This window comes from Myxococcales bacterium (assembly GCA_012517325.1).
Taxonomy (GTDB): Bacteria; Lernaellota; Lernaellaia; order Lernaellales; family Lernaellaceae; genus JAAYVF01.
In genome coordinates this window covers 1-22,282 of record JAAYVF010000116.1, presented here as the reverse complement: position 1 = coordinate 22,282, position 22,282 = coordinate 1, and the positions used below count along the sequence as shown (strand labels likewise).

Here is a 22,282-nt window from a genome sequence, read left to right as displayed (position 1 = left end):
TGCTTCGTCCCAACGAAGCAGGGAAAGGTTTTTTTTGCTTTATAATGCCTTCCCTCACGAATCGTTTTCTCGGCCACGAACCGCCTACCCAAGCCGCGACAACTGTGTTACCAATCGTTTATATGTGGTAGTTTGTTTTCGATCCGTCATTTCCAACGGTGCGGCGATGTAACGAACATGGGTGAAAAAAAGCCGAAAAACTCGCGGTTTCCGTCGCTCGGTCTCTTCGGCCGCAAACTGCTGCTGATGTTCCTCGCCATTTCCCTGGTGCCGCTGGTCGGCTACGGCTTCGCCAGCCTGCAAAACCTGCGGCAATTCAATCTGCGCTCCGCCGAGCACGAGCTGGACGGCATCGTCAAGATGATCACCCTGTTGTGCGAGGCCCAGGAGGCGCTGGACCGCATCCGGCAGGAAGGCCACAACGAGGTCGATCAGGTTTCCGGCGCCTCGCCGGCCTGGCAGACGGGCGATCGCTTCCTGACCTTGCGCGAATTGATCCGCGGCATCCACGTCGGCCGGACGGGCTACTGCTACGTACTGGATTCCAGCGGCACGTTCCAGGTCCATCCCCACCTCGAAAAGCAGAACCTGTTCGCCATTAACATGATCGGCGGCGAGGAACTCAAACAGATCCGCCGCGATGCCATTCACCTGGCGCCCGGCGAGGTGAAGACGATCCATTACCCGTGGCCCGGCGATTCCGGCAAGCTCAAGACCAAACTGGCCAAGGTCGGTTACTTCAAGCCCTACGACTGGATCATCATCGTCGCGCTGTTCGAGGACGAGGCGCTCGAGCCGTACTACACCGACGTCAAGTTCCTGCTGGGCTTCCTGGCGCTGACCCTGGTGGCGACGGTGCTGCTGGCGCTGCTGGTTTCGCGCTACCTGATGCGGCCGATCGTCCAGTTGACGCGCGCGTCGACGGCGCTGGCCCACGGCGATTTCGGCGTCAAGCTGCCGCCGGCCGGCAACGACGAGATCGGCGCGATGGCCGAGTCGTTCGGCGTCATGACCCGCCGGCTGGGCGAGGCGCACGCCGACCTGGTGGAGTGGAGCCGGACGCTCGAGCAAAAGGTTCACGAGCGCACCACGGAGTTGGAGAAGGCGCACGACCGCGTGCTGATGCAGGAAAAGATGGCCTCGCTCGGCAAGCTGTCGGCGATGGTCGCCCACGAAATCAACAACCCGTTGTCGGGCGTGCTGAGCTACCTCAAGCTGACGATGAAGCTGCTCGGCCGCGAGACGCCGCCGCCGCAGAGCGGCGACAAGATCAACCAGTACCTCGAGCTGTCGGCCGGCGAGGTCAAGCGCGTCGGCGACATCGTGAAAAATCTGCTGATGTTTTCCAAGCAGTCGTTCGGCGAGTTCAAGTGGGACAACCTCACTTCGATCGTCGACAAGAGCATCGCCCTGATCAAGCACAGCGCCGACATGAAGAACGTCGAACTGGGCAAGCAGAGCGGCGGCGAGGGCAGCGACCGCCTCTACTGCGATTCCAGCGGCATCCAGCAGATGCTCGTCGCGCTGATGGTCAATGCGCTGGACGCGATGGAAAAGGGCGGCAAACTCTGGGTCTGGACGGACTGCGCCGCCGAAAAAGAGGTGACGATCAAGGTGATCGACACGGGCAAGGGCATTCCCGAGGAGATCCTGCCGCGCATTTTCGAGCCGTTCTTTTCGCTCAAGGAAAGCAAGAAAAGCATCGGCATGGGTTTGTCGGTGGTTTACGGGATCGTGCAGTCGCACGGCGGCACCGTTCAAGTGACCTCGCAAGTGGGCCAGGGCACCACGTTCACCATCGTATTGCCGCGCGAACGGCCGGCGCCCGCCGGGGAGCCGCCGTCCGACGCCAACGCGAAAGGAGAGCCGGTCTGATGAATCCGCAGGATATTGGCATTCTGATCGTGGACGACGAGTTTTCGGTGCGCGATTCCCTGGCCAGTTGGTTCCAGGCCGACGGCTATCGGGTCGACACGGCGGCCGACGCCAACGAGGCGATGCAGAAATTGCAGAACGAACGCTGGCACATCGTGCTGCTGGACATCAAGATGCCCGGCATGGACGGCATCGAGCTGCAGCGCCACATCCGCAAAATCGATCCCAACCTGATCACGATCATCATCACCGCCTTCGCCTCGGTCGACACCGCCATCCAAGCCTTGAAAGACGGGGCCTTCGACTACATCTGCAAGCCGATCGACCCCGACGAACTCAGCCACCTGGTGCGCAACGGCATCGAACGGCTCCGCCTGCTCTCTGAAAACCAGGCGCTCAAGGAACGGGTCAACGAACTGTTTTCCACCGACGAGATCGTCGGCGACACGCCCGCGATGAAGGGCGTCATCCAGATGATCCAGGAGGTCGCCAACACCGACGCGACGGTGATGATCCGCGGCGAATCGGGCACCGGCAAGGAACTGGTGGCGCGGGCGATCCACAAAAACAGCAACCGGCGCTATTTCCCGCTGATCTCCATCAACTGCGGCGCGTATCCCGAGGGCCTGCTGGAAAGCGAGCTGTTCGGCCACGAAAAGGGCGCCTTCACCGGCGCGCAGTTCGCCCGCAAGGGCAAGCTGGAAATGGCCGACAAGGGCACGATCTTCTTCGACGAGATCGGCGACATCACCCCGAAAATGCAGATGGACCTGTTGCGGGTCATCGAGACCAAGCGCTTCTACCGCCTCGGCGGCTCCAAGGAAATCGGCACCGACTTCCGCATCATCAGCGCCACCAACCGCAACCTCGAGGAAATGGTCAAGGAAGGGAAATTCCGCGAGGACCTCTACTACCGGCTCAACGTGTTCATGATCACCCTGCCGCCGCTGCGCGAACGGCGCGAGGATCTGCCGCTGCTGGCCCATTACCTGCTGAAAAAATACGGCCTGTCGATGACCCGCCAGTTCGAGGGCTTCACGCCGCGCGCCCTGGCCAAGCTGCAGACGTATTCGTGGCCCGGCAACGTGCGCGAACTGCGCAACGTCATCGAACGCGCCATGGTGGTGGCCCGCGGCGGCATGATCGACGACAGCGACCTGTCCTTCCCGTCGGCGGACGAGGTGGCGGTCGCGGCGCCGGTCGGCGGCGCCGATTTGGTGCCGTTGCGCGAGTTGGAAAAGCGGCACATCGTCAAGGTGCTCGAGGATTTGAACTGGAACATCTCCAAGGCGGCCGAGGTGCTGGATATCGACCGCGTGACGCTCTACAACAAGATCAAAAAATACGGCCTGCGCGATTTGGAAGAATAATCCGGGATGTCGCTCGTCTACCTCATGCCGCTGGGCAAGGTCGAACCCGCCGTGTTGGAGGCGGCGACCAACGCCCTGGGCGAGACCTTTCTGCTCGAAGTGCGCGTCGGCGACGGCCTCGCCGACATCCAGTACGCCTACGACGCCGTGCGCAAGCAGTATCACGTGTCCAAGCTGCTGGGCGACCTGCTCCGCCACCCGCCGCCGGACGCGTTTCGCATCCAGGGTATCGCCGAGGTCGACCTCTTTCTCCCCATCTTTACTTTTCTCTTCGGCGAGGCCCAGTTGAACGGCGTCGGCTCGATCCTCTCCACCTTCCGCCTGCGTAGCGAGTTTTACGGCCTGCCGAAAAATCCGGCGCGCCTGGCCGAGCGCGTCGCCAAGGAGGCGATCCACGAAATGGGCCACACCTTCGGCCTGCTGCACTGCGTGGACCCGGTCTGCGTGATGCGCTCGTCCACCTACGTCGAGGACGTGGATTTCAAATCCGCCGAGTTCTGCCTGCCCTGCCGCACCCGGCTCAACGAAAAGCTGCCGCGCAAGAAGCGGATTTTTCCGTGGTGATTATAAAAGTTGAAACGTTTGTTGAGTGATGCCGGTTCGTTCGGCGATACTACGGGCCAATTTAGCGAAATCTTCTTGCGCCCGCTGCACGGCTTGCAAATGCGAGCCGATGGCGCCGTCCGCCGATTTGAGCGCGAACATGGGTTTCCGGGCTTCCTGGGCAAGTGGCATCAAGCTTCGATAGTGTTTGAGTAGCGCTAAACAATGATCATCCGCCGAGGACACGGTAATGAGGCTTTCGCGTTCTTCCAAAAGTTCTCGATGATAAGTATCGGGAATTTGTTCGATCCACCGTTCGTAAGCTTTGACCGGTCTGTCGAGACGCACGGAATGTTGCAAAAGGATGTAACCGATGGGTTTCATCAATCCTGATGGCAAATGAATATCCATGGCTGGATTTCTTTCCAATCGCTCCTTCCAAGCGCTTCGCCACTTCCGCAAGGTGGGACCTAGATTTCGCAACCCTTGCAGGGAAAACAAGTCGGGCGAAAGAGGAACCACGACAAAATCGGAGGAAATCAGCGCGGTGCGGTTGATGGCGCCAAGATTCGGGCCCAAATCCATCAGAATCAGATCGGCTTCGAACTGTTCGCCGCCCTTTTGAAGGATACGCCAAAGAGCGGAGGTGACGCGAAAAGCGCGCTCATCACGGTCGAGACATTTTGGCCATACCTCGGACAATTGATCCTCGAAAGTGGAAAGCAAAAGATCGCCGATAATGATGGCCAATTTGTCATTGATCGGCTTGAGAAAAGGGTCGCCGATATCGCCAGTTCCCTTGATCAATGGTTCAAGGAAGCCAAAGATTGTTTTCGGATGATTGCCTTCCGGCCAGAATTCGAGCAACTCCTCCTCGTCCAGAAAAGCCGCCGACAAATTGGCCTGCGGGTCCAAGTCGGCGGCGAGGACCCGATAGCCCAATTCGGAGTACATCCAGGCCAAATGATAGACCAGAGATGTTTTACCGACCCCGCCTTTGTTGTTGAAAAAAGTGATGACCGGGATACTCATTATCGGCTCCTAAGAATCACCGAGAGAAAATTGTCCTCAATTTGAAATTCCAAGGGCGGATTTCCATTTCTTTCGAGTTGTTGCTGGGCAATGGGAATGCCGACGCCGAATTTCTGCACGAAGCCAAGATTTTTCATCGCCTCGGTCAGGTGCGGGTTGCGGTAGTCGGTCAGGCCGGGCGACCCGAAATTCTCCCGTGTTACCATGCCGAATGGTCCGCCGGGATTGGTGATTTCCACGCGATTGCGAAACCAGTAGATGCGGACGGGCGCGTGGGTTCCCTCATAGCGGCGATGCATCACGGCGTTGCGCGCCAATTGTTGCAGGGCAAGCAGCGGGTAATCGGGGCGTGGCGTGTCGGTCGGCCCGCCGGCAATTTGCAGGGCGTTGCGGATATTGATTTCCAGCAGATCGTCCAAGCGGCGCAACAACTCGGAAAGCGGGCCGTCGATTTCCTTTTGGTCGATGATCGCATCACCCATGTTGTCGCCGTCGATCCTTATAAATTGGATATAGGCGCCGGGGATGTGCTGTCGCGGATCCTTGCCGACGGTCAGAATTCCGAGGTGGGTCGGTTTGGGCGGATTACCGGGATTGGCCAGGTGCAGGGATTGCAATTGCTGATCGATCGTACGCTGATTTTCCGCCAATACTTCCGGCGCAACGGCGATCGGCAGATATTCGCGTTGGAAGAAATCAATGTTCAGATCGTCCAAGGTCAGCGATGGCGCTTCCCGAATGTCCCATGGAAGTTCATGCGCGCGGCGTTTGTCAATGAGCCGTAATTCCTCGGCCGAATTGGCTTGCCGGGTTGTGGGCCCGACGCGCACGAAGACGGTGTTTTTATACCGGACCGGCGGATCGATGGCCGGCTCGACGGCGAGGTAGGCACATTCGCCGTTCGGCAGGGAAAGCCGTTCGATGGCGATCACCGGAAACGGCAAAATTTCCTGGCGAATGTCAGCGAGTATTTTTAGGAGTTTATCATCGATGGTCAAACCGGAAGGAGTGCCTTGGTCGGTCAAGCCAACGAATACCACACCGGTTTTTTCATTCCGCGGGAGATCGTTCGCCAGTGCGCACACCGTTTGCCGGATGCGGTCAGGATTGGCGATCGATTTCTTGAATTCGACGCGGTCGCTCTCGCCGCCGGCTATCAAGTTTCGCAGTTCGTCGGCTTTCATCGGTTGATTCCGTGATAGATGGTTTTTTTAACCATATTCAGTTCGGTTGAAAAAGAAAAGCCGCGCCTGGCAAGGGGCGCGGCTTTTCCGGTCAGTGTTAAAAAAACGAGACTAATGATCCTCGTCGGGGAAGTCGGGCAGGCGGTAGAGGACCGGCATGCGGTTGACGACCCACTTGAAAACCAGGACCAGCAGGGTGGCCAGGGTCAGCGAAAGCATCACTTCCATCCAGCTCGGATAGTAGCGGACCGGCGCGTTCCAGTTCAGGGCGACGATCACGACGTTGAACCGGTTGAGCATGATGCCCAGCACCGTGATGCCGCTCGCCCACCGGACCAGCGAAGCTTTCTGGTGGCGAACCGCCATGGCGTAAAGGTACATCGGCAGCAGGGTGCTGAAGGCGATTTCAAACAGCTTCCAGTAGCCCCAGCCGGTGTGGAACAGCATCTGCCATTGCATGCCGCGGATCAGCGACAGGACCATCAGGGCGAAGTAGCTGAACAGGCAGAACGCCGCGGCCTTGCCCAGGCCGAGGGTCAGGCGGTCCATCAGTTCATGGTCGGTTTCCTTCACCTGATAGCCGAAGACCTTGTGCGAGATCATGCTTTCCAGCACCAGCATGGACAGGCCGCCGGCCAGGCAGGAAGTGAAGAACAGGTACGGAATGAACGTCGTGTACCACAGCGGGTGCAGGCGGGTGGGCATCAGCAGGAACATCGCGCCCAGGGCCGATTGGTGGCCCATCACCAGCACCGAGCCGAGAATGACCGCGCCGATGTGGATCTTGTCGAGCCAGAGGCGGATCCGCCGCAGGTTCAACCATTCCACCACGGCGGGCAGGAACTCGACGAACTGGATCGTCAGATACAGCGCCAGGTGTTCGGCGACCAGGAACAGGACCGAGGCGGTGCCCAGGTAGTAAAACGGCAGGGGCAGCGCCCAGTAACGGCCCAGGTCGAACGCGAGGCCGACGATCGCGAAGAAGTAGCCCAGGAAGCCGGTGAGAATGGCGGGCCGGACCATCGGTTTGTAGTCCTTGCGGCCGAAGAGGTAGACGCCGACGACCATGCAGAAACCGCCGGTCGCCACGGCGACGCCGAAGAACATGTCGAAGGCCAGCCAGAGGCCCCACGGATTGATGTCGCTCAGGTTGGTCGAGGCGCCCAGGCCCTTGAGCAGGCGGTAGGCCATGACCGGGAGGCCGACGGCCAGGATCAGGCCGGCGACCAGGTTGAGCGGCGTGAAAAAGCCGCGGATGTATTCCCCGACGGTTTTGCCCATCAGGATTTTTTCGCGGAACCAGGAGGCTTTGACGTTTTGCACGGCAACGGTTTGCTGGCTCATTGGTGACCTCCCTGTTCCTTCTTTTTCAGGTTCATGTTCTTGGTGATGACGTAGAAGCCGGCCAGCAGGATGGGCAGGCCCGTGTGCAGCACCGGGATGGTTGCCAGGTAGCCGTAAGTGAGCTTCGGCATCGGGGTGATGCCCACGTCCATTCGGAATTGCAGTTTCTCGAACGGCGTCTTGGTGATGTACATCCAGCAGGTGCCGCCGACTTCCTGCTCGCCGTAGATGTGGTCGACGTAACCGGCTTTTTCGTCGTCGATGCGCCGGCGCGCGATCTTGATCAGGTCGGCGCGCTTGCCGAAGATCAACGCTTCCTGCGGGCAGGTCTCGACGCAAGCCGGGATGCCGCCCTGGATGATCCGCTCGTGGCACATCGTGCACTTGCGGACCCGCGGCGTGAAGGCGTTCTGGTACTCGTAGGTCGGCACGTAGAACGGGCAGGCCTGCATGCAGTACCGGCAACCGATGCATTGCTTCGAGTTGTAAACCACCGGACCTTCCGGCGTCTTGGTAAACGCCTTGGCCAGGCAGGCCGAGAAGCAGGCCGGCTCGTCGCAGTGCATGCACTGGATCTTCACGAACGTTTCCGCGCCCCCGGTCTCTTCCTTGGTGAATTTGTTGACCAGGGTGAACCGCGACTGGTCGAGCCGCCGTTTTTCGTTCAGCACCTTCGGATCGTCGAACGGCTGCGCCGGCGGCTTAGGCAAATCGTGGGTGGCGTTACAGGCCGCTTCGCAGCTCCGGCAGCCGATGCACCGACTGCTGTCGAAAAGCACGCCGAAGCGGTCCGGATTTCCGTAAAACTCATGTTCGGCGGCTTGCGGTTGGGACACGCCGACCGTGGCCGCCGCGCCGGCAACGCCCGCTCCGGCCATGAGCTTCAAAAAACCTCTGCGACTGATAGTCATTTTTGAATGCTCCCTTTGTTGGATTGGTCGTCAACCGACGGATTATTTCGCCGGCGCGGCCGGTTTGGGTTGCGCTACCGGTTCCTTGAGCTTTTCATGGCAATCGGTGCAACCCAGCGGGCCGCTGCCTGACGCCTTGTGGCAGCCCATGCATTGCGTATGGTAGGCGCCCTTCAGGCCGATCTGGTTGTCGTTTTTGGTTTTGATCTCGTCTTTTTTGTGGCATTGCCCGCAGGCCGGATAATCGCCGGGCGTCGCGTGGTGATGGCACTCCTCGCACTTGCCGGCATAGCCCAGGTGGGCCTTATGCGTGAACATGACCGGACCGAATAATTTTTTAATGCCTTCAATGGTCACCGTTTCCGGGGCAAACCCGGCCGGGTCGGGGGTCGCTTGCGGTTTGGTCTCCGCCGCGAAGGCGACCACGACCGCCGCGAGCAGCAGCAAGCTGCTTAACAACAAAAATGGCGTCAATTTCTGGATGAATGGTTTCATGTGACCGACTGCCTCCCGCGCTATTGGATTTTAATAAACTTCATTCGCCGGGGAAAAAACTCCGGCGAATGAAGCAGGCTTCTCGGATGTGCCGCGCGGACCGGCTCGTCGGCGGGGACGGACGGCCCCGCGGCGGTTGCACCGTTAATCGTTCGTCAGGAAGAAATCCTTCGCGATCCGCTCCCAGTGTTGCGGGTCGATGTTCTTCGCCATGCCCTGGACCGGCGTACCGCCGTCGGCGGCCATCGCGCCCAGGTTGCCGCCGGCGCGCGAGAACAGCGCGTCAAGCGACTGTTCGGTGAAGACCTTGGCCAGCGAACCGGTCAGCAGGTTTTTCAGGCTCGCCGTCAGCTTGGGCGATTCCAGCTTGACCAGCCAGCCCTTGCCGTACGGATCGTCGGCGAGCGCGGCGGCGGCCGCCGGGTTGACCGCCACGACCTTGCCGTCCAGCGGCGAGAGCATGTCGACCGTCTTGCCGTCGATCTGCAGGGACCAGGCTTTCTCGCCCTGCTTGAGCACCGCGCCGACTTCCGGCAGCTTCACACTCTGGATTTTGCCGACCAGCTTGGAGGCGAAGTCGTCGATGCCGGCCAGCGCCATTTGCGGACCCTCGACCTTCACCCACGCATGGCCGCGGTGATAGGCCAGGCCCTCGGGAGCCAACAAGCCGCGGATGCGATCCATCGCCTGCCCCACGGCCTTATGCAGCGCCATGGCCGGCGCGGCCTCGGGCTTCATCATGAAGCGGTAATACAGCGCGAACAGCCCGATGAACAGGAAGGCCACGCCGTATTCCATGATTTTTACATTCCGGACAAAGTCTACAAAGTAAAAGTATTCGTGCATCGTCCTACCCTCTGTTGTTCTAGTTGGTGCCGAATAATTTCTTCGCGATTTGCTGCCACTTCTCGGAGTCGATCGACCGCGCCGCGCCGTTGATCATCGTCGCGCCGTCGCCGTAGGCCATGCCCATTTCCGGGAAGCTTTCCTGTACCAACCGGGCTTTCTGCATATCGACCCATTTGTAGAAACGCGACGGAGTGTACAGATCGGGAACCTCGCTCGTCAATGCGTCCGGCAGGATTTTGATGATCCAGGCGTTTTTGTAGGGCGAGTCGTTGAGCGACTTGGGGTCGCTGAGCAGTTCCTGGTTCACTTCGATGATCCGTCCGGTGATCGGCGCCAACTGGGTCAGGCTCCGGTCGCCGAAATGGATCGTCCAGGCTTTCTTGCCCTTCTGCAGCTTGGTGCCCGCTTCCGGGGTCTCGATTTTGGTGATTTCGCCGACCAACCGGCTGGTGAAATCGTCCAAACCGACTTCCACCACCGCCCGCAGAACCCGCACCCAGGTGTGACCTTGGTGAAACAACATGTCTTGCGCTTCTTCAACCTGGGGAGCGAGGTATTGGTCGATAGCTTCCCGCTTCGCCAATTCCTTTGCCTTTTTATGAACGAGCCGTTTGATGACAAAGGCGTCGATCGCCACTGCCACCAGGAACGTCGCGATTACCAATGCGAATACCATGATCTTACCCCCCTTCTGCCTATTCGATGTGGGAACCAGTGATCATTGCCACTGCCACCGTGATTGCCACCAGGATCGCTACCATCTTCGTACCCTCCATTCAGTTCCGCTTTGGACTATTACAAATAGCTTGCCAAGTCCGGCCTTGCTTTGAAAAAAGTTTTGTAACTGCCTATTAATAAGTGAAAACAATGAGATAGAATGAATGGTGATTCAATTAGGTTTGTTGTGAAAATATACACAGCCAATCATGGCTGTATAATTTATCAACGGTCGTTTCTGGAACAAGAAGCGATTGCTTGATAAGTATCTAAAAATACGCAGATTTTGAGTTGTGTAAATATACTCAACACGGCTGTTGAAGTATTATACACCACATTTCAGTGGTCGGTTGCATTGTATAAGTGTCTGTATTTACTGAATATATCATATTTTTCCGATCGGCTTGGGAAGTAAATGAAAATCAAGATCAATAACGAATGGGGATGTAGCCTCACTTCTCTTTTAAAGGTATTAAGCAACACACTAATGGATCATTTTAAAATATAGAGCCTGAACTCAACGCGGATCTATCCGGGTGATCGGCGGCACTCCCGGAATGCGTTCCATTTCGTGGCGGATGAAGAGGACGATCGGAATAGCCAGGATCAGGCCGATGATGCCCAGCAGTACCTCGCAGACCACCAGCGCCGTCAGGGTGATGACCATCGGCAGGTGGACGATCTCGCCGATGATCTTGGAATTCAGGAAGTATTCCAGCTTGTGGATGCCCACCAGGAGACCCAGGCAGACCAGAGCTCCCCAGAGGCCAATCGTCACAAAGGCGGTGATCGTTAAAATCGTATTGGAAACCAGATTACCGACCACCGGAAACAGCCCGAAGAAAAAGACCAAGGTCAACAATACGATCGGGTGCGGCAGGGCGAGGCTGAAAATGACGACCGCCGAGATGCAGGTGTTGATCGCCGAAATGATGATCTGCCCGCCCATGACGCGCTTGAAATAGAAGTAAAACACCCGTACCCGCGCCTTGATGAAATTGTAGAAGAAGTTCATCAGGCTGCCGGGTTTGCGATCGAAAACCTCGTCGATCTTCTCGATCTGGTGATAGAGCAGCAGGTTGATCACCAGGGCGAAGATAAAAAAGATAAAGCCTTTATAAAACGATGAAAAATACTTGCCGAGCCAGCCGAGGGTCTTGGTGGTGCCGGTGACGATGGCACCTTGCACTTCCTGGGGATCGACGTAATCGGTCAGGTTCCACCGCGAGTTGGCGTAGTCGAACTGGCTGATGGCCTGCTGTTGCAGTTCTTCCGCCAGTTGGGGCAACTGCCGCACGAATCCCGGGATCACCTTGTAGGAAAGTACGGTGAAAACCGCGATCACCGCGAAATACAACAGGGAAAACAGCAACGCCTTGGGCAGAAAACGCGCATACCGGCGCACATCGTTGGTCAGAAAATCGGAGATCAGGTAGAGAAAAAGCAGGGCGCCGACGAAGGTCGTCAGGTGGGTCGCGAAGATCAGCACCATCAGTCCGGCGAACGCCAGGTAGCCGAAGGCGAACGGATGTCGTTCCAGCAAGCTGTTGGGCCGCTGCTCCCAGTCGGTTTCCGACCGGACGCGAAAACGGCCGGTGACGTCCAGGGAATCCAGCAGATCCGGGCTTTTGTTTTCGGGTGTCGCTTTTATTTCCGCCATGCGCTGCGCCGTTTTATCCTGTTCGTTGTTGGCAATCGGTATCACAACACAAAGCCGCGCCGCCTCGCAATCCCCGCGGCCGTTTTCGGGGAATTAATAAATGAAAAACGCCGCCCCGGAGCATCCCCCGGGGCGGCGAGACGAGCGCGTTTCGCCGGATGACGAAACCTAATCGTTGAACTGTTTCTTCACCAGCGGGAACACTTCCTCCGCGGCCGCGAGGGTTTCCTCGATGTCGCTTTCCTCGTGGGCGGTGGACAGGAACCAGTTGTGATGCGGGTGGAAGAAATGACCGCGCTTGGTCATTTCGGCGCAGAAGACCTGCTGGCGCATGAAATTGCTTTCGTTGCCGAAGCGAATGAATGGGATCGAGCCCGGGCCGGTGGCGACCATTTCGTAACCGAAGGTCTTGCCGCGTTCGACCAGGCCCTTCATCAGCAGATCGCCCAGGTGCAGCATTTTTTTCGGGCCGTCGATTTTCTTGAGCAACGCCACGTTGGCCAGCGCGGCGGCCATCGGGGCGGAACTGGCCCAGTAGGAGCCGGTCAAAAAGACGTTGGCCGCGGCGTTTTTCAGGAAATTGCGGCCGACGGCGGCCGAGAGCGGATAGCCGTTGGCGATCGCCTTGCAATAGCAGGCGATATCCGGCTCGAAGCCGAAGTAATAGTTGCTGCCGCGCACGTCGAGGCGGAAACCGCAACGCACGTCGTCGAGAATCAGCACGGTGCCGTTCTGGTCGCACAATTTGCGGACGCCTTCCCAGAAGCCGGGGGCAGGCAATTCCAGGTCGCCGAAGGCCGGGTGGTGGAAGGGCGTCATGATCACGCCGGCGATCTGATCCTTGTTGTTTTCGAACAGCTGGCGCAGTTCCTCGAGGTTGTTCCAGGTGTAATACAGCATGTTGACCCGGTCTTCCTCGATGATGCCGCCGTGGCCGGGGGTGCACCAGGCATGGGCGCCGTGATACTCGCCGCGGCAGGCGACGATCTTCTTGCGGCCGGTGACCTCGCGGGCGACGAGCGTCGCCCAGGTGGTGACGTCGCTGCCGTTTTTGGCGAACACGGCCCAATCGGCGAAGGGAATCAAGTCGACCAGGAACTCGGCCAGTTCCACCATGACGGGGCTGGGGTGATTGAAGCAATTGCCGTTATTGAGCTGCTCGTGGGCGGCTTTTTCGACCACGGGGTTGGCATAGCCGTTGACCATCGGGCCGTAGGCGCACATGTAGTCGATGTATTTGTTGCCGTCCGGATCCCAATAATAGCAGCCTTGGCCGTGGGTGGCGTAAAACGGATACGAACCGGGGACGGTCAGGGCCGGGCTCTGGTGGCCGTAAATCGCGCCCGGAATCACTTTGGCCGCCCGCAGGAAATATTCGCGGCTTTTTTCGAAGCTCGGCGCCGGGCGCTGGCCGGCCGCCGTCGTTTTGGTCTTTTTGGTTGCCATGGCTTTTCCCTCTCTATCCCAGGTATTTTTCGAGTTTCGCCAGAATGGCACTCACATCGTCGACCATCGGTACCAGACCACGGACGACCACTTCTTGCGAGCCCAACGCGGCGAAAGTATCCAACTTGCCCTCCAGCAACTGGGAGGCGATCGCCTGGCTGGCGAAAGTCAGCTCGGCCGTCGGCTCCGACACGCTGCCATCACCGGCCACGAACGAGCCGGCGTTGGTCTTTTTCAGGTAGAAGTTGGGACCGTCGGGTTTGATGACGAAATTGAGGGTGGCGCCGGCCGGAATGTGGCTCGAAAACGCTTCCAGTTTCGGATCGCATTCGGCGAGCACGGCGGTGCCCCAGGTGGCGAGCGCCAGCTTGCAGGTCAATACCTGGCGGGTCGTTTCGGCGTCGAGTTCCTTGCCGTCCAAACCCTTCAGGTAGTGTTCCATGCGTTTGGCCAGGGCCATGAACCCCTTGACCAGTTTGATGTTCCAGAAGCCGTAGATGAGCGGCAACGTGAAACCCTGCCCGAGGAACAGGTTGTTGAGCATCGCCGGAGTGGGGAACCAAAAAGCGACGTCGGCCTTGGCCACCGCCTGGCGAAACACCCGGCAATTGCCGTCGGCGAACTGCAACTGCACCACCGGTCCGGTGATGTAGCCGAACTGCAACGTGGCCTGCCACCCCTGCGTGATTTCCCGCGCCTCGCGGTCGAACTCAACCACTTTGGCGAGTACCGGCAGCACCGCATGCAAGTGCAGCCGGGCCAAAATCTCTTGTCGGTCCATGCGCGCCTTCTCCTTGTCTAGAGGGTAATCGACGGAACTAGCCTGAGCCAAAGTGCCCCTATACTAGCAAACAACGCGGCGGCTTTCCAGCCGGATTATAACAAAAATTGGAGCATTTCCCCGGGAGCGCCTCGACCGCTTGGAATGCCGGTAATTAAAAGGGTTTTTAGCTGTTGTTCCTTTCGCTGGTCGGTCAGCCGGAACAACAATTGAAACAATTGTCTCCCGATCAGTCCCACGGCCGCAGCACCAGTTTGCCCATCGTCGCCCGGCTTTCCAACTTGCGATGGGCGCGCGCCGCCTCGGCCAGCGGATAGACGCCGGCGAGCGGCAGGCGCGCCCGCCCGGACCGCAGGGCGGCGAAGAGTTCCGGCCAGCCCGCGGCGTGGCGGGCGGCGTCGAAGCGCAGCGAGGAAATCAAATGATAGAGCGACATCGTCGGTGAATCCGTAAAGCGGCGCAGCATCGCGGCCAGCAGCTTTTTCGAGTTGGGCAAACCACCGGCGATGCCGTACCAGACGATCCGCGCGCGGGGCGCCGCCATCGCCAGGTCGTCGTGGGCCGCCGCGCCGAAAACCGAATCGTAGATCACGTCCGCGCCGTGCCCGGCGGTCAACTCGCGTACCCGCGCCGGCACGTCGGTCTCGGCGCGATAATCGATCGCCCAGTCGGCGCCCAGTTCCAGGGCCCGCGCCGCTTTTTCCGCCGATCCGACCAAGGCGATCACCCGGGCGCCGCGCGTTTTGGCCAGGCCGATCACCACGCTGCCCACCGCGCCGGCGGCGGCATAATCGACGACGAACTGTCCCGGCTCCGGCGCCGCCACGGTGTGCGTCAGGTGATAGGCGGTCATGCCGGCGACCGGCAGGCCGGCCGCGAGGTCGAAGTCGATATCGTCCGGTAGCGCGGCGGCCATCGCCTCCCGGGTCAGGGCGTATTGCGCATAGCCGCCGGCCGGGACGTTGGCGACCACGCGGTCGCCGGGGCGAAAGCGCGTCACCCGGTCGCCGACGGCATCGACCGTTCCCGCGACCTCGAGGCCCGGGTAGGCGGGCATGTCCGGCATCGGTTGGTAGAGGCCGCGCCGCACCAGGACGTCGGCGTAATTGACGCCGGCGGCCATGACGCGCAGGCGTAGATCGTGCGGTCCCGGGTCGGGGATCGGCCGGTCGATCAGTTCCAACAGTTCGGCGTCGCCCGTTTGAGGCAAGCGGATCGCTTTCATGTTTTCGTCTCCTTAATGCGGTGCGCGACGAATGGCGGTCGACCCAAGATAGAACGAGCGGAGGCTTGTGAAAAGCGTTGTTCATGCTAATCTGGCGACGGTTTTTTCCGACGGAGGTTTCTCATGCCGAAATGGGGTTGGTTGGTCCTGATGATCCTGGTGTCGGCGGCGTTTTTGGCGGCTTGCGACCAAGGCGACGACGACGACAACAACGACAACGACAACGATGACGACGGCAGCCCGACCGACGATGACGATTCGTCGAGCGCCTGCGGCGACCCGATCAAGGATCTGTATGCCGCTCAATGCCCGGAGAATCAGAATCGCTGCGTCGGGACGGACTTCGAGTACCGCAAGGACGACGAGCCGTTTCTCGCCAAACGCGATTTTGTGACCGGCGACGTCGAAGCCATGCAGTTCAAGTTCCAGGCGCCCTACCACCTGCAGAAAATCAAGCTGCACTTCAAGGAAGGCAAGGGCACGGCGCGCATCCACCTGTATGCCGATTACCTGGGTTCGGTGCCGAAGTACATTCCCTGGACCGATTTCATCCCCACGGTCGAACTGATGACGCCTGTCGAGGTCGAGGTGAAAAAGGACGGCGGGTGGGTGACGGTGGACGTCACCGATCAGAACCTGCTGTTCATGCCCGGCACCAAGGTCTGGGTCGCTTACGAACACCTATCGGACGACGGCCTGCCCCTGCTGTACTACAGCTACGCCGACGATCCTTACTATCAATGCCGGTATTACACGCCCGACTTTTACGCGCAGTACGGCGACCGCTGGGGCGCCATCGGCCGCTACTACATGATCCGCCTCGAAGGCCGGCATTTCTGCGAGCGCGAGGGCGATCCGTACTTCACCGACGTCACCACCGCCGCCGGCATCGACGTGACCGGCCAGCACCGCACCGCCTGGGTCGACGTGGACGGCGACGGCCTGCAGGACATCGTGCTGACCAAGCTCGATACCACCAACACGCCGAACAACGTGTTCTATTACCGCAACAACGGCGACGGCACTTTCTCCAACCTGACCGTCGAATCCGGCTTGAATCAGGTGTCGAAGAGCGGCGTGACCCTCCTGGCCGACTACGACAACGACGGCGACAAGGATTTGATCTCCATGGTGACGATCGACGTCTGGGCGAGCGACGACGATGACGACGACGACGACGACAACGACGACGATAACGATACCCTCGCGTTGACGGAATCGGTGAAAGCCGACGACGATACGCACAACGCCCTCTTCCTGAACGACGGCGACGGCGTGTTCACCGAGGTGACCACGACGACGGGTCTGGAGGAGCTGTCGTACTACAGCTCCGGCGGCTTCGGCGACTACGACAACGACGGCAACCTCGACCTCTACGTCGCCTGCTGGATGACCAACTATCCTTACGGGCCCTATTACCCGGACCACCTGTTCCACAACGAAGGCGACGGCACTTATGCCGACGTGACGGATGCCGCCGGCATCAACGACGAGATCCCGCTGCCGAGCTACGGGGTGACCTGGGTCGACTTCAACAACGACGGCCGGTATGACGTGATGTCGTGCAATTACGGCGGCAACGACAACTACGTCTGGGAAAACCAGGGCGACGGCACCTTCAAGGACGTGGCCCGCGACAAGAACCTGCAGCGGTCCTATCCGTACGGCGGCGCGATCAACTTCGGCGCCGATTTCGGCGATTACAACAACGACGGCAACCTCGACTACATCCAGTCGGCGATCGCCCATCCGCGCTACCAGCCGTCCACCGGCACCTCGGCCTTCAAGATCAGCGGCGGCGCGCCGGACTACGTTTACGAGGACAAGACCGACGCCGCGGGTTACGTGCCCGACGAGGGCGACGTCGACCCGAGCTTTGTCGACTACAACAACGACGGGCGGCTCGACCTGTTCATGTCGAGCCTTTATTCCGGCCACTATCCGCGGTTGTACGAGCAACAGGCCGACGGCACGCTGGCGGACATCACCTACTGGGCCGGCGTCGAAGTCCACGCCGGCACCGGCAACGCCTGGGGCGATTTCGACGGCGACGGCGACATGGATCTGCTGGAATCCTTCAACGGCGACGGCGGCGGCGTCCGGCTGTTCCGCAACGAGATCGGCAATCAGAACAACTGGTTGGAAGTCAAGCTGGTGGGCGTCAACGCCAACCACGACGCCATCGGCGCTCGAATCACGGTCACCGCCGGCGACCTGACGCAGGTGCGCTACGTGCAGGGTCCGCGCGGCCATTTCGGCGCCACGCCGATGTTCACCCAGCACTTCGGGTTGGCCCAGGAAGCGGTGGCGGATACGATTGAAGTGCAATGGCCGGGCGGCGAAACCGAGACCTGGACCGGAGTAAATGCCGATCAATTAATTGTTTTAACGGAAGGCAGTCCCGACGTTCAGTAACGCGAAGTCGGTCCCGCTTTCGAAAAATTGTCGGTTGTGATAGATATTCTCTGTCTATCAGGTGAAAAACGAGGCGATTCATGGCGAAAAAAACCACGAAACAAGCGGCGCAGAAGCGGGCGCGCAAGGCAATGAAAGCGCACGCGAAAAGTCGGGAACGGCACAAGGCCGCGACCAAGTCGGGCGTCGCGCTGTCCGAGAATGCCGTCCAACACCAGATGCTCAGCGAGTTCGGCAACATGCAGAACTTCGTCAAGAACATCGTGGCGCTCGCCGGGCTCATGCGGGTCGAGGAAGACCTCAAAGCCCTGCGATACAATCCCGACGAGGTTTACGCCAAATTCGATCTGGCGGCCGAACGCGAACCGCTTGCCGATGCCTACGCGAAAGCCGACGATTATCCGGCGTACGACGAGAAACACGCCGATTTCTGGCGCGATAAACGGCGCGCCATCCTCAAGGATCTGGTCACCGAGGAATTTCAGGATCGCTGCGAACGCGTTTTTAAAAAGCTGATTCTCACCAAAAAAGGCTTCAAAAAGGAATATCGGGCCGTACTGGCCGGACACCTGCTGGCGCAAAGCCAGCGGGTCGCCCTGACGCCGACCGAGGCGCCTTTGGAAGACAACAATCTGTGGGAATTGATTCTGTTGGCGACGATCAAGGATCATCCGCGCGAGTTGCCCGCAGCACAGCAAAACGAAGCGGAACCCGCTACGGCGGCGGTGGAGGAACCGCCGGCCGAGTGAGCGGCGGCAGAAAAAAATCCGCCAGCGGATACCGGGGAGGACGGACGGGAAGTTGATGGATGAAGCGGGCGACGGCTGCCCGCGCGACAGAGGAGCGGATCGTGCCGAAAGACATATTTTTTCAACTGCCGGAAGTCGCCCAGGACAAGATTTTAATGGCGGCGGCCGAGACGTTGCGCGATCATGGCTTGCGCTATGCCACGCTCAAGGAAGTCGCGGAACGGTTGAATATCGGCGCCGAGATGGTCGAGCGGTATTTCGACGACGAGAAGGATCTGATCGCGGCGGTGCTCGGCCGGGCGATTCAGTATTTCAGCCAGACCTACATCGAAGTCGGTAAAATGGACCAGCCGTTTTGGGATCGGGTCGAGTATCTGTTGGATGTCGCGACGCGCCGCGGTTTTCAATACCAGGCGTTTTTCGAGGTTTACAAAAGCCTCAGCGCCAGCGGTTTGGCCGACCTGACGCAGGCGACCTTCGATCGCTTCGAGGGCCGGGCCGCCCTGTTCTTCCAGAACCTGGTGCTTTCCGGCGTGCAGGAAGGCGCGCTGCGCGACGACGTCGATGTTTCCACCATGGCCCTGCATTTTCAGTTGTTCACGCGCTTCCTGCTGGCGCGGCGCTATCACCCGATGTTCAAGGCGCGATCCAAAAATTACTACCCCGAGATTCCCATGGACGACGACGGCGACCGGCGGCTCATCAAGCGCCTGCTGATCAGCCTCAAGTGGCTGTACAGCGCGAACTAGGCCGCGCCCTCCGCCGTCCAGCCCGCATTTCCCTCGATCATTCGTCAGACCGATGCGTTGCGCGCTCCGGCTTTGCCCGCCGGTCGGACGCGGTAAGCCAACTCGCGAGGACGCCCCAGCGGTGGGGCTTGGCGGCGGCCGGCCGGTTTGGCGGCGATTTGGGCGACGCCAAAAGCCTTGTTTGACGGGGCTTCGCGGCGACGAAAACGCTCGACGCCCCATCAGACAAGGGAAAATCGCATTGACGATGAAGATTTTCCTTGACCTGCGCGCGGGAAAAATGATATCCGAAAATTAACCCCCCAAGTAAAAAGGAGAAGAGACATGGCGGACAAGAAACCCATGACGAAGGCGCAATTGACGACGTACTTCGCCGAAAAGTTCCAACTGCCGAAGAAGACCATCAATTTGTTCTTCGATGAACTGGCCAAACTGGCCGCCGGCGAAACCAAAAAAGTCGGCGCATTCATCCTTCCCGGCATCGGCAAACTGACCAAAGCCAAGCGGAAGGCACGCAAAGGCCGCAACCCGGCAACCGGCGAAACGATTAAAATCCCCGCCAAGATCGTGGCGAAGGCTCGTTTGTCCAAAGCCTTCAAAGATGCCGTGATTCCGCCGGCGAAGTAAGCGCTTCGGATCGCCGCCTCCGGCCCAGCGGGCCGTGGCGGTTTCCGGAAAGGCGATTGCCAGGAAACAGAGCGGTTTTTCCGCTCTGTTTTTTTTTTGCCGAGGCGATGAAGTCAGCGATTTTCGAGGATCGGTTCGTCGGGCAATTCGTTCGTATCGTCGGGTTGGCGGGGAAAATCCTTGGCTAGAATTTGGCCGCACCGTTCGATGGCCGCGGCCATACCGTCGGCCAGCGAGCCGCGTTTAATGCCGTCGAGCACCAGCCGCACCACTTCGTCCCAGGTGCCGTCCGGCACTTTGGCATGAATTCCCGCGTCGGCCAGCACCTGCACGCGCCGTTCGAGCAATGCGACTAGAATCAAGATTCCCGTGCGATCGCGCGTGTTGATCAGGCCGTGTTCGAAAAACGCCTGCACCGCGCGCTGGTACACTTCCTGGGTTGCCAGGCGCGGGCCGAGAATGGCGCGTTTGAGCGGCGGCGTGAAATGTGTCAGGGACCAGCCGGCCAGCAAGCCGGCTAGCAGGGTGATGGTCACCGGCAACGGTTGCCAGGCGATCGGCAGCCACAGCCAGACGATCAAAACGAGAAACAGGCCGGCCAGCCCGCCGAGCAGATCGGCCGAGGGATATGGGTCGGCCGCGTCGACGATCAGGGGAACGATCTCGCCCGAGGTCCATTGCTCCGCCCGGCGAACGGTCGCCGTGATCCGTTCCTGTTCGGCAGGTGTCAGTCGCTTCATCATCCTCCCCCTGGATTACCAGCTACCCGAGGCGCCGCCGCCTCCGAAGCCGCCTCCGCCGCCCGAGAAACCGCCGCGGCTACCCGAGGAGCGGCCGGAAAGCATCATCGCAAACAGCAGGAACCGGCCGGTGCGGGTGGACAGCAGCAGGATCAGAACGATCAATCCGGCCAGCAGGCTCAGCATCTGGCGGCAGGTCAGTTCCTTGACGCCGCCCGGGCCGACGGCTCCGGTCGGCGTGGCGAACTCGCCGCGGGTGGCCCGCATGATGGCGTTCAAGCCGCCGGCGATGCCCGCGTAATAATTGCCGTCGCGGAAAGCGGGAGTGATCACTTCGCGAACGATCCGCGCCGACTGCGCGTCGGTCAGCGGGCCTTCCAGGCCGTAGCCGACCTCGATACGCACCCGGTGATCGTTGGGCGCGACGATCAGCAATACCCCGTTGTTCTTGCTTTTTTGGCCGATCTTCCACGCTTCGGCGACGCGCATCGAAAAGCCTTCGATGTCCTCGCCTTCCAGCGAAGGCACCGTCAGCAGCACGATTTGGGTGGTGGTGTCGCGCTCGAACGCGGCGAGGGTTTGTTCGAGTTGTTCGCGTTGGCCGGCCTCCAGCAGGCCGGCGTAATCGTTGATGCGCCCTTGCAACGCCGGCACGGCTGCCTGTGCCAGGGCGATTGCCGCGCCCGACAGCAGGGCCAGACCGGCCAGCAGCGCGAAGGCCGAAACGGAAAAGCGCCGGCGCAAGGCGGGCCTCAGAACTGGACTTTCGGGGCTTGCTTGGCCGCTTCGTTCTCGACGGTGAAGGTTTCTTTCGTCTTCAGATGCAGAATGAATTTCGCCGTCAGGTTGGTCGGGAAGTAGCGGACCATCTTGTTGTATTCCTTGACCGCGTCGATGTAGCGCTTGCGGGCGACGGTGATGCGGTTTTCGGTGCCCTCGAGCTGGGATTGCAGATCGAGGAAGTTGGTGTTGGCCTTGAGGTCGGGATATTTTTCGACCACGACCATGAGGCGGCTGAGGGCCTGGGTGAGGCCGGATTGCGCGGCTTGAAATTCCTGGAATTTCGCCGGGTCCGAAAGCATTTCCGGAGTGATCTGGGTCTGGCCGACCTTGGCGCGGGCCTCGGTGACGGCTTTCAGGGTGTCGGCCTCGTGCGCCGCGTACCCCTTGACGGTCTCGACCAGGTTGGGAATCAGGTCGAAGCGGCGCTGGTATTGGTTCTGGACTTCCGCCCAGGCGGCGTTGACTTCCTCGTCCATTCCCTGGAGGCGGTTGTAGCCGCAGCCGGGAACCGCGGCGAGAACGAACAGGCCGGCGACCAGGATGATCAGGCGCGAATAAATGCTCATGCGCGTTCACCTTTCCGTGAAGAAGGGGAAAATCTCTCTTCATCTATAAAGCCGGAGGCCGGGATGTCAAGCTTCGCGGATTGTTTATACTTAGGCAATATGTCCCCTCAACTGTGCAGCAAAAATGTCCCCTTGGTTACGTAGAGTTCGGAGCCGAGGCCTGATAGACCCACGTCCAGTTGGTTGTTCCCTTTCGATTTTCCGTTTTGCATCGGGCTTTG

21 protein-coding genes are annotated in these 22,282 nt (G+C 59.8%); 7 read left to right on the top strand and 14 right to left on the bottom strand.

Translation table 11 applies throughout. The features are described from left to right. Positions 1-177 precede the first annotated feature (177 nt). From GX444_19310 to GX444_19300, 3 genes are read left to right on the top strand one after another with little or no spacing between them, the layout of a single operon-like run. Positions 178-1,875, top strand: a complete 1,698-nt coding sequence (locus tag GX444_19310; GenBank protein NLH50729.1) for a HAMP domain-containing protein — start codon at positions 178-180, stop codon at positions 1,873-1,875. Next, positions 1,875-3,245 carry a sigma-54-dependent Fis family transcriptional regulator gene (locus GX444_19305; GenBank protein ID NLH50728.1) on the top strand — a complete coding sequence of 457 codons (1,371 nt, stop codon included), beginning with the start codon at positions 1,875-1,877 and terminating at the stop codon, positions 3,243-3,245. Before GX444_19310 ends, GX444_19305 begins: the two co-directional genes overlap by 1 nt. 6 nt (positions 3,246-3,251) lie before the next feature. Beyond that, positions 3,252-3,809 carry an archaemetzincin family Zn-dependent metalloprotease gene (locus GX444_19300; GenBank protein ID NLH50727.1) on the top strand — a complete coding sequence of 186 codons (558 nt, stop codon included), beginning with the start codon at positions 3,252-3,254 and terminating at the stop codon, positions 3,807-3,809. On the opposite strand, the gene GX444_19295 is transcribed toward GX444_19300, so the two are convergent. The 11 genes from GX444_19295 to GX444_19245 all read right to left on the bottom strand — a co-directional run bounded on the left by GX444_19295 (position 3,810) and on the right by GX444_19245 (position 15,432). Beyond that, entirely contained in the window at positions 3,810-4,820 is a 1,011-nt protein-coding gene (locus GX444_19295; protein ID NLH50726.1) for an AAA family ATPase, read from the bottom strand. After that, positions 4,820-6,004, bottom strand: coding sequence for a transcriptional regulator (locus GX444_19290; protein NLH50725.1), 1,185 nt, complete (start codon positions 6,002-6,004; stop codon positions 4,820-4,822). Before GX444_19290 ends, GX444_19295 begins: the two co-directional genes overlap by 1 nt. Positions 6,005-6,115: 111 nt before the next feature. Beyond that, on the bottom strand, positions 6,116-7,348 hold the full coding sequence (locus tag GX444_19285; protein NLH50724.1) for a hypothetical protein: 1,233 nt from the start codon (positions 7,346-7,348) through the stop codon (positions 6,116-6,118). Then, entirely contained in the window at positions 7,345-8,259 is a 915-nt protein-coding gene (locus GX444_19280; GenBank protein ID NLH50723.1) for a 4Fe-4S dicluster domain-containing protein, read from the bottom strand. Before GX444_19280 ends, GX444_19285 begins: the two co-directional genes overlap by 4 nt. A 42-nt stretch (positions 8,260-8,301) precedes the next feature. Continuing rightward, the gene (locus tag GX444_19275) at positions 8,302-8,754 is read right to left on the bottom strand and encodes a cytochrome c3 family protein (protein NLH50722.1); all 453 of its coding nucleotides are present in this window, start codon (positions 8,752-8,754) and stop codon (positions 8,302-8,304) included. A 144-nt stretch (positions 8,755-8,898) separates the two neighbouring features. Further along, positions 8,899-9,552, bottom strand: coding sequence for a glycine cleavage system protein H (locus GX444_19270; GenBank protein ID NLH50721.1), 654 nt, complete (start codon positions 9,550-9,552; stop codon positions 8,899-8,901). Positions 9,553-9,619: 67 nt separating this feature from the next. After that, positions 9,620-10,279, bottom strand: coding sequence for a glycine cleavage system protein H (locus GX444_19265; GenBank protein ID NLH50720.1), 660 nt, complete (start codon positions 10,277-10,279; stop codon positions 9,620-9,622). A gap of 558 nt (positions 10,280-10,837) precedes the next feature. Next, positions 10,838-11,980, bottom strand: coding sequence for an AI-2E family transporter (locus tag GX444_19260; protein NLH50719.1), 1,143 nt, complete (start codon positions 11,978-11,980; stop codon positions 10,838-10,840). Between the two features lie 168 nt (positions 11,981-12,148). After that, positions 12,149-13,426, bottom strand: coding sequence for an aminotransferase class III-fold pyridoxal phosphate-dependent enzyme (locus GX444_19255; protein ID NLH50718.1), 1,278 nt, complete (start codon positions 13,424-13,426; stop codon positions 12,149-12,151). Positions 13,427-13,439: 13 nt separating this feature from the next. Further along, a complete protein-coding gene (locus GX444_19250) occupies positions 13,440-14,207 on the bottom strand; it encodes a hypothetical protein (GenBank protein NLH50717.1) in 768 nt (255 codons plus the stop codon). Positions 14,208-14,436: 229 nt separating this feature from the next. Beyond that, positions 14,437-15,432: a zinc-binding dehydrogenase gene (locus GX444_19245; GenBank protein ID NLH50716.1), complete on the bottom strand. Its 996-nt coding sequence runs from the start codon at positions 15,430-15,432 to the stop codon at positions 14,437-14,439. A gap of 123 nt (positions 15,433-15,555) precedes the next feature. Between GX444_19245 and GX444_19240 the strand changes: the two genes are divergently transcribed. The 4 genes from GX444_19240 (at position 15,556) to GX444_19225 (ending at position 19,972) form a co-directional block, all read left to right on the top strand. Next, on the top strand, positions 15,556-17,847 hold the full coding sequence (locus tag GX444_19240; GenBank protein ID NLH50715.1) for a CRTAC1 family protein: 2,292 nt from the start codon (positions 15,556-15,558) through the stop codon (positions 17,845-17,847). An 80-nt stretch (positions 17,848-17,927) separates the two neighbouring features. Then, entirely contained in the window at positions 17,928-18,596 is a 669-nt protein-coding gene (locus GX444_19235) for a hypothetical protein (protein ID NLH50714.1), read from the top strand. 101 nt (positions 18,597-18,697) lie between these two features. Beyond that, on the top strand, positions 18,698-19,345 hold the full coding sequence (locus tag GX444_19230; protein ID NLH50713.1) for a TetR/AcrR family transcriptional regulator: 648 nt from the start codon (positions 18,698-18,700) through the stop codon (positions 19,343-19,345). Positions 19,346-19,669: 324 nt separating this feature from the next. Next, entirely contained in the window at positions 19,670-19,972 is a 303-nt protein-coding gene (locus GX444_19225; GenBank protein NLH50712.1) for an HU family DNA-binding protein, read from the top strand. A gap of 113 nt (positions 19,973-20,085) precedes the next feature. Here the strand turns inward: GX444_19225 and GX444_19220 are convergent, their stop codons facing one another. The 3 genes from GX444_19220 to GX444_19210 are packed head-to-tail and all read right to left on the bottom strand — an operon-like array spanning position 20,086 to position 22,061. Then, positions 20,086-20,715, bottom strand: a complete 630-nt coding sequence (locus GX444_19220; protein ID NLH50711.1) for a hypothetical protein — start codon at positions 20,713-20,715, stop codon at positions 20,086-20,088. A gap of 12 nt (positions 20,716-20,727) precedes the next feature. After that, positions 20,728-21,423, bottom strand: coding sequence for a hypothetical protein (locus tag GX444_19215; protein ID NLH50710.1), 696 nt, complete (start codon positions 21,421-21,423; stop codon positions 20,728-20,730). A 41-nt stretch (positions 21,424-21,464) separates the two neighbouring features. Beyond that, entirely contained in the window at positions 21,465-22,061 is a 597-nt protein-coding gene (locus GX444_19210) for a LemA family protein (protein ID NLH50709.1), read from the bottom strand. Between the last annotated feature and the right edge of the window lie 221 nt (positions 22,062-22,282).

Bases quoted from the DNA above. Each gene is read 5' to 3' on its own strand.
- GX444_19310 (NLH50729.1), top strand. From the start codon at position 178: ATGGGTGAAAAAAAGCCGAAAAACTCGCGGTTTCCGTCGCTCGGTCTC.
- GX444_19305 (NLH50728.1), top strand. From the start codon at position 1,875: ATGAATCCGCAGGATATTGGCATTCTGATCGTGGACGACGAGTTTTCG.
- GX444_19300 (NLH50727.1), top strand. From the start codon at position 3,252: ATGTCGCTCGTCTACCTCATGCCGCTGGGCAAGGTCGAACCCGCCGTG.
- GX444_19295 (NLH50726.1), bottom strand. From the start codon at position 4,820: ATGAGTATCCCGGTCATCACTTTTTTCAACAACAAAGGCGGGGTCGGT.
- GX444_19290 (NLH50725.1), bottom strand. From the start codon at position 6,004: ATGAAAGCCGACGAACTGCGAAACTTGATAGCCGGCGGCGAGAGCGAC.
- GX444_19285 (NLH50724.1), bottom strand. From the start codon at position 7,348: ATGAGCCAGCAAACCGTTGCCGTGCAAAACGTCAAAGCCTCCTGGTTC.
- GX444_19280 (NLH50723.1), bottom strand. From the start codon at position 8,259: ATGACTATCAGTCGCAGAGGTTTTTTGAAGCTCATGGCCGGAGCGGGC.
- GX444_19275 (NLH50722.1), bottom strand. From the start codon at position 8,754: ATGAAACCATTCATCCAGAAATTGACGCCATTTTTGTTGTTAAGCAGC.
- GX444_19270 (NLH50721.1), bottom strand. From the start codon at position 9,552: ATGGAATACGGCGTGGCCTTCCTGTTCATCGGGCTGTTCGCGCTGTAT.
- GX444_19265 (NLH50720.1), bottom strand. From the start codon at position 10,279: ATGGTATTCGCATTGGTAATCGCGACGTTCCTGGTGGCAGTGGCGATC.
- GX444_19260 (NLH50719.1), bottom strand. From the start codon at position 11,980: ATGGCGGAAATAAAAGCGACACCCGAAAACAAAAGCCCGGATCTGCTG.
- GX444_19255 (NLH50718.1), bottom strand. From the start codon at position 13,426: ATGGCAACCAAAAAGACCAAAACGACGGCGGCCGGCCAGCGCCCGGCG.
- GX444_19250 (NLH50717.1), bottom strand. From the start codon at position 14,207: ATGGACCGACAAGAGATTTTGGCCCGGCTGCACTTGCATGCGGTGCTG.
- GX444_19245 (NLH50716.1), bottom strand. From the start codon at position 15,432: ATGAAAGCGATCCGCTTGCCTCAAACGGGCGACGCCGAACTGTTGGAA.
- GX444_19240 (NLH50715.1), top strand. From the start codon at position 15,556: ATGCCGAAATGGGGTTGGTTGGTCCTGATGATCCTGGTGTCGGCGGCG.
- GX444_19235 (NLH50714.1), top strand. From the start codon at position 17,928: ATGGCGAAAAAAACCACGAAACAAGCGGCGCAGAAGCGGGCGCGCAAG.
- GX444_19225 (NLH50712.1), top strand. From the start codon at position 19,670: ATGGCGGACAAGAAACCCATGACGAAGGCGCAATTGACGACGTACTTC.
- GX444_19220 (NLH50711.1), bottom strand. From the start codon at position 20,715: ATGATGAAGCGACTGACACCTGCCGAACAGGAACGGATCACGGCGACC.
- GX444_19210 (NLH50709.1), bottom strand. From the start codon at position 22,061: ATGAGCATTTATTCGCGCCTGATCATCCTGGTCGCCGGCCTGTTCGTT.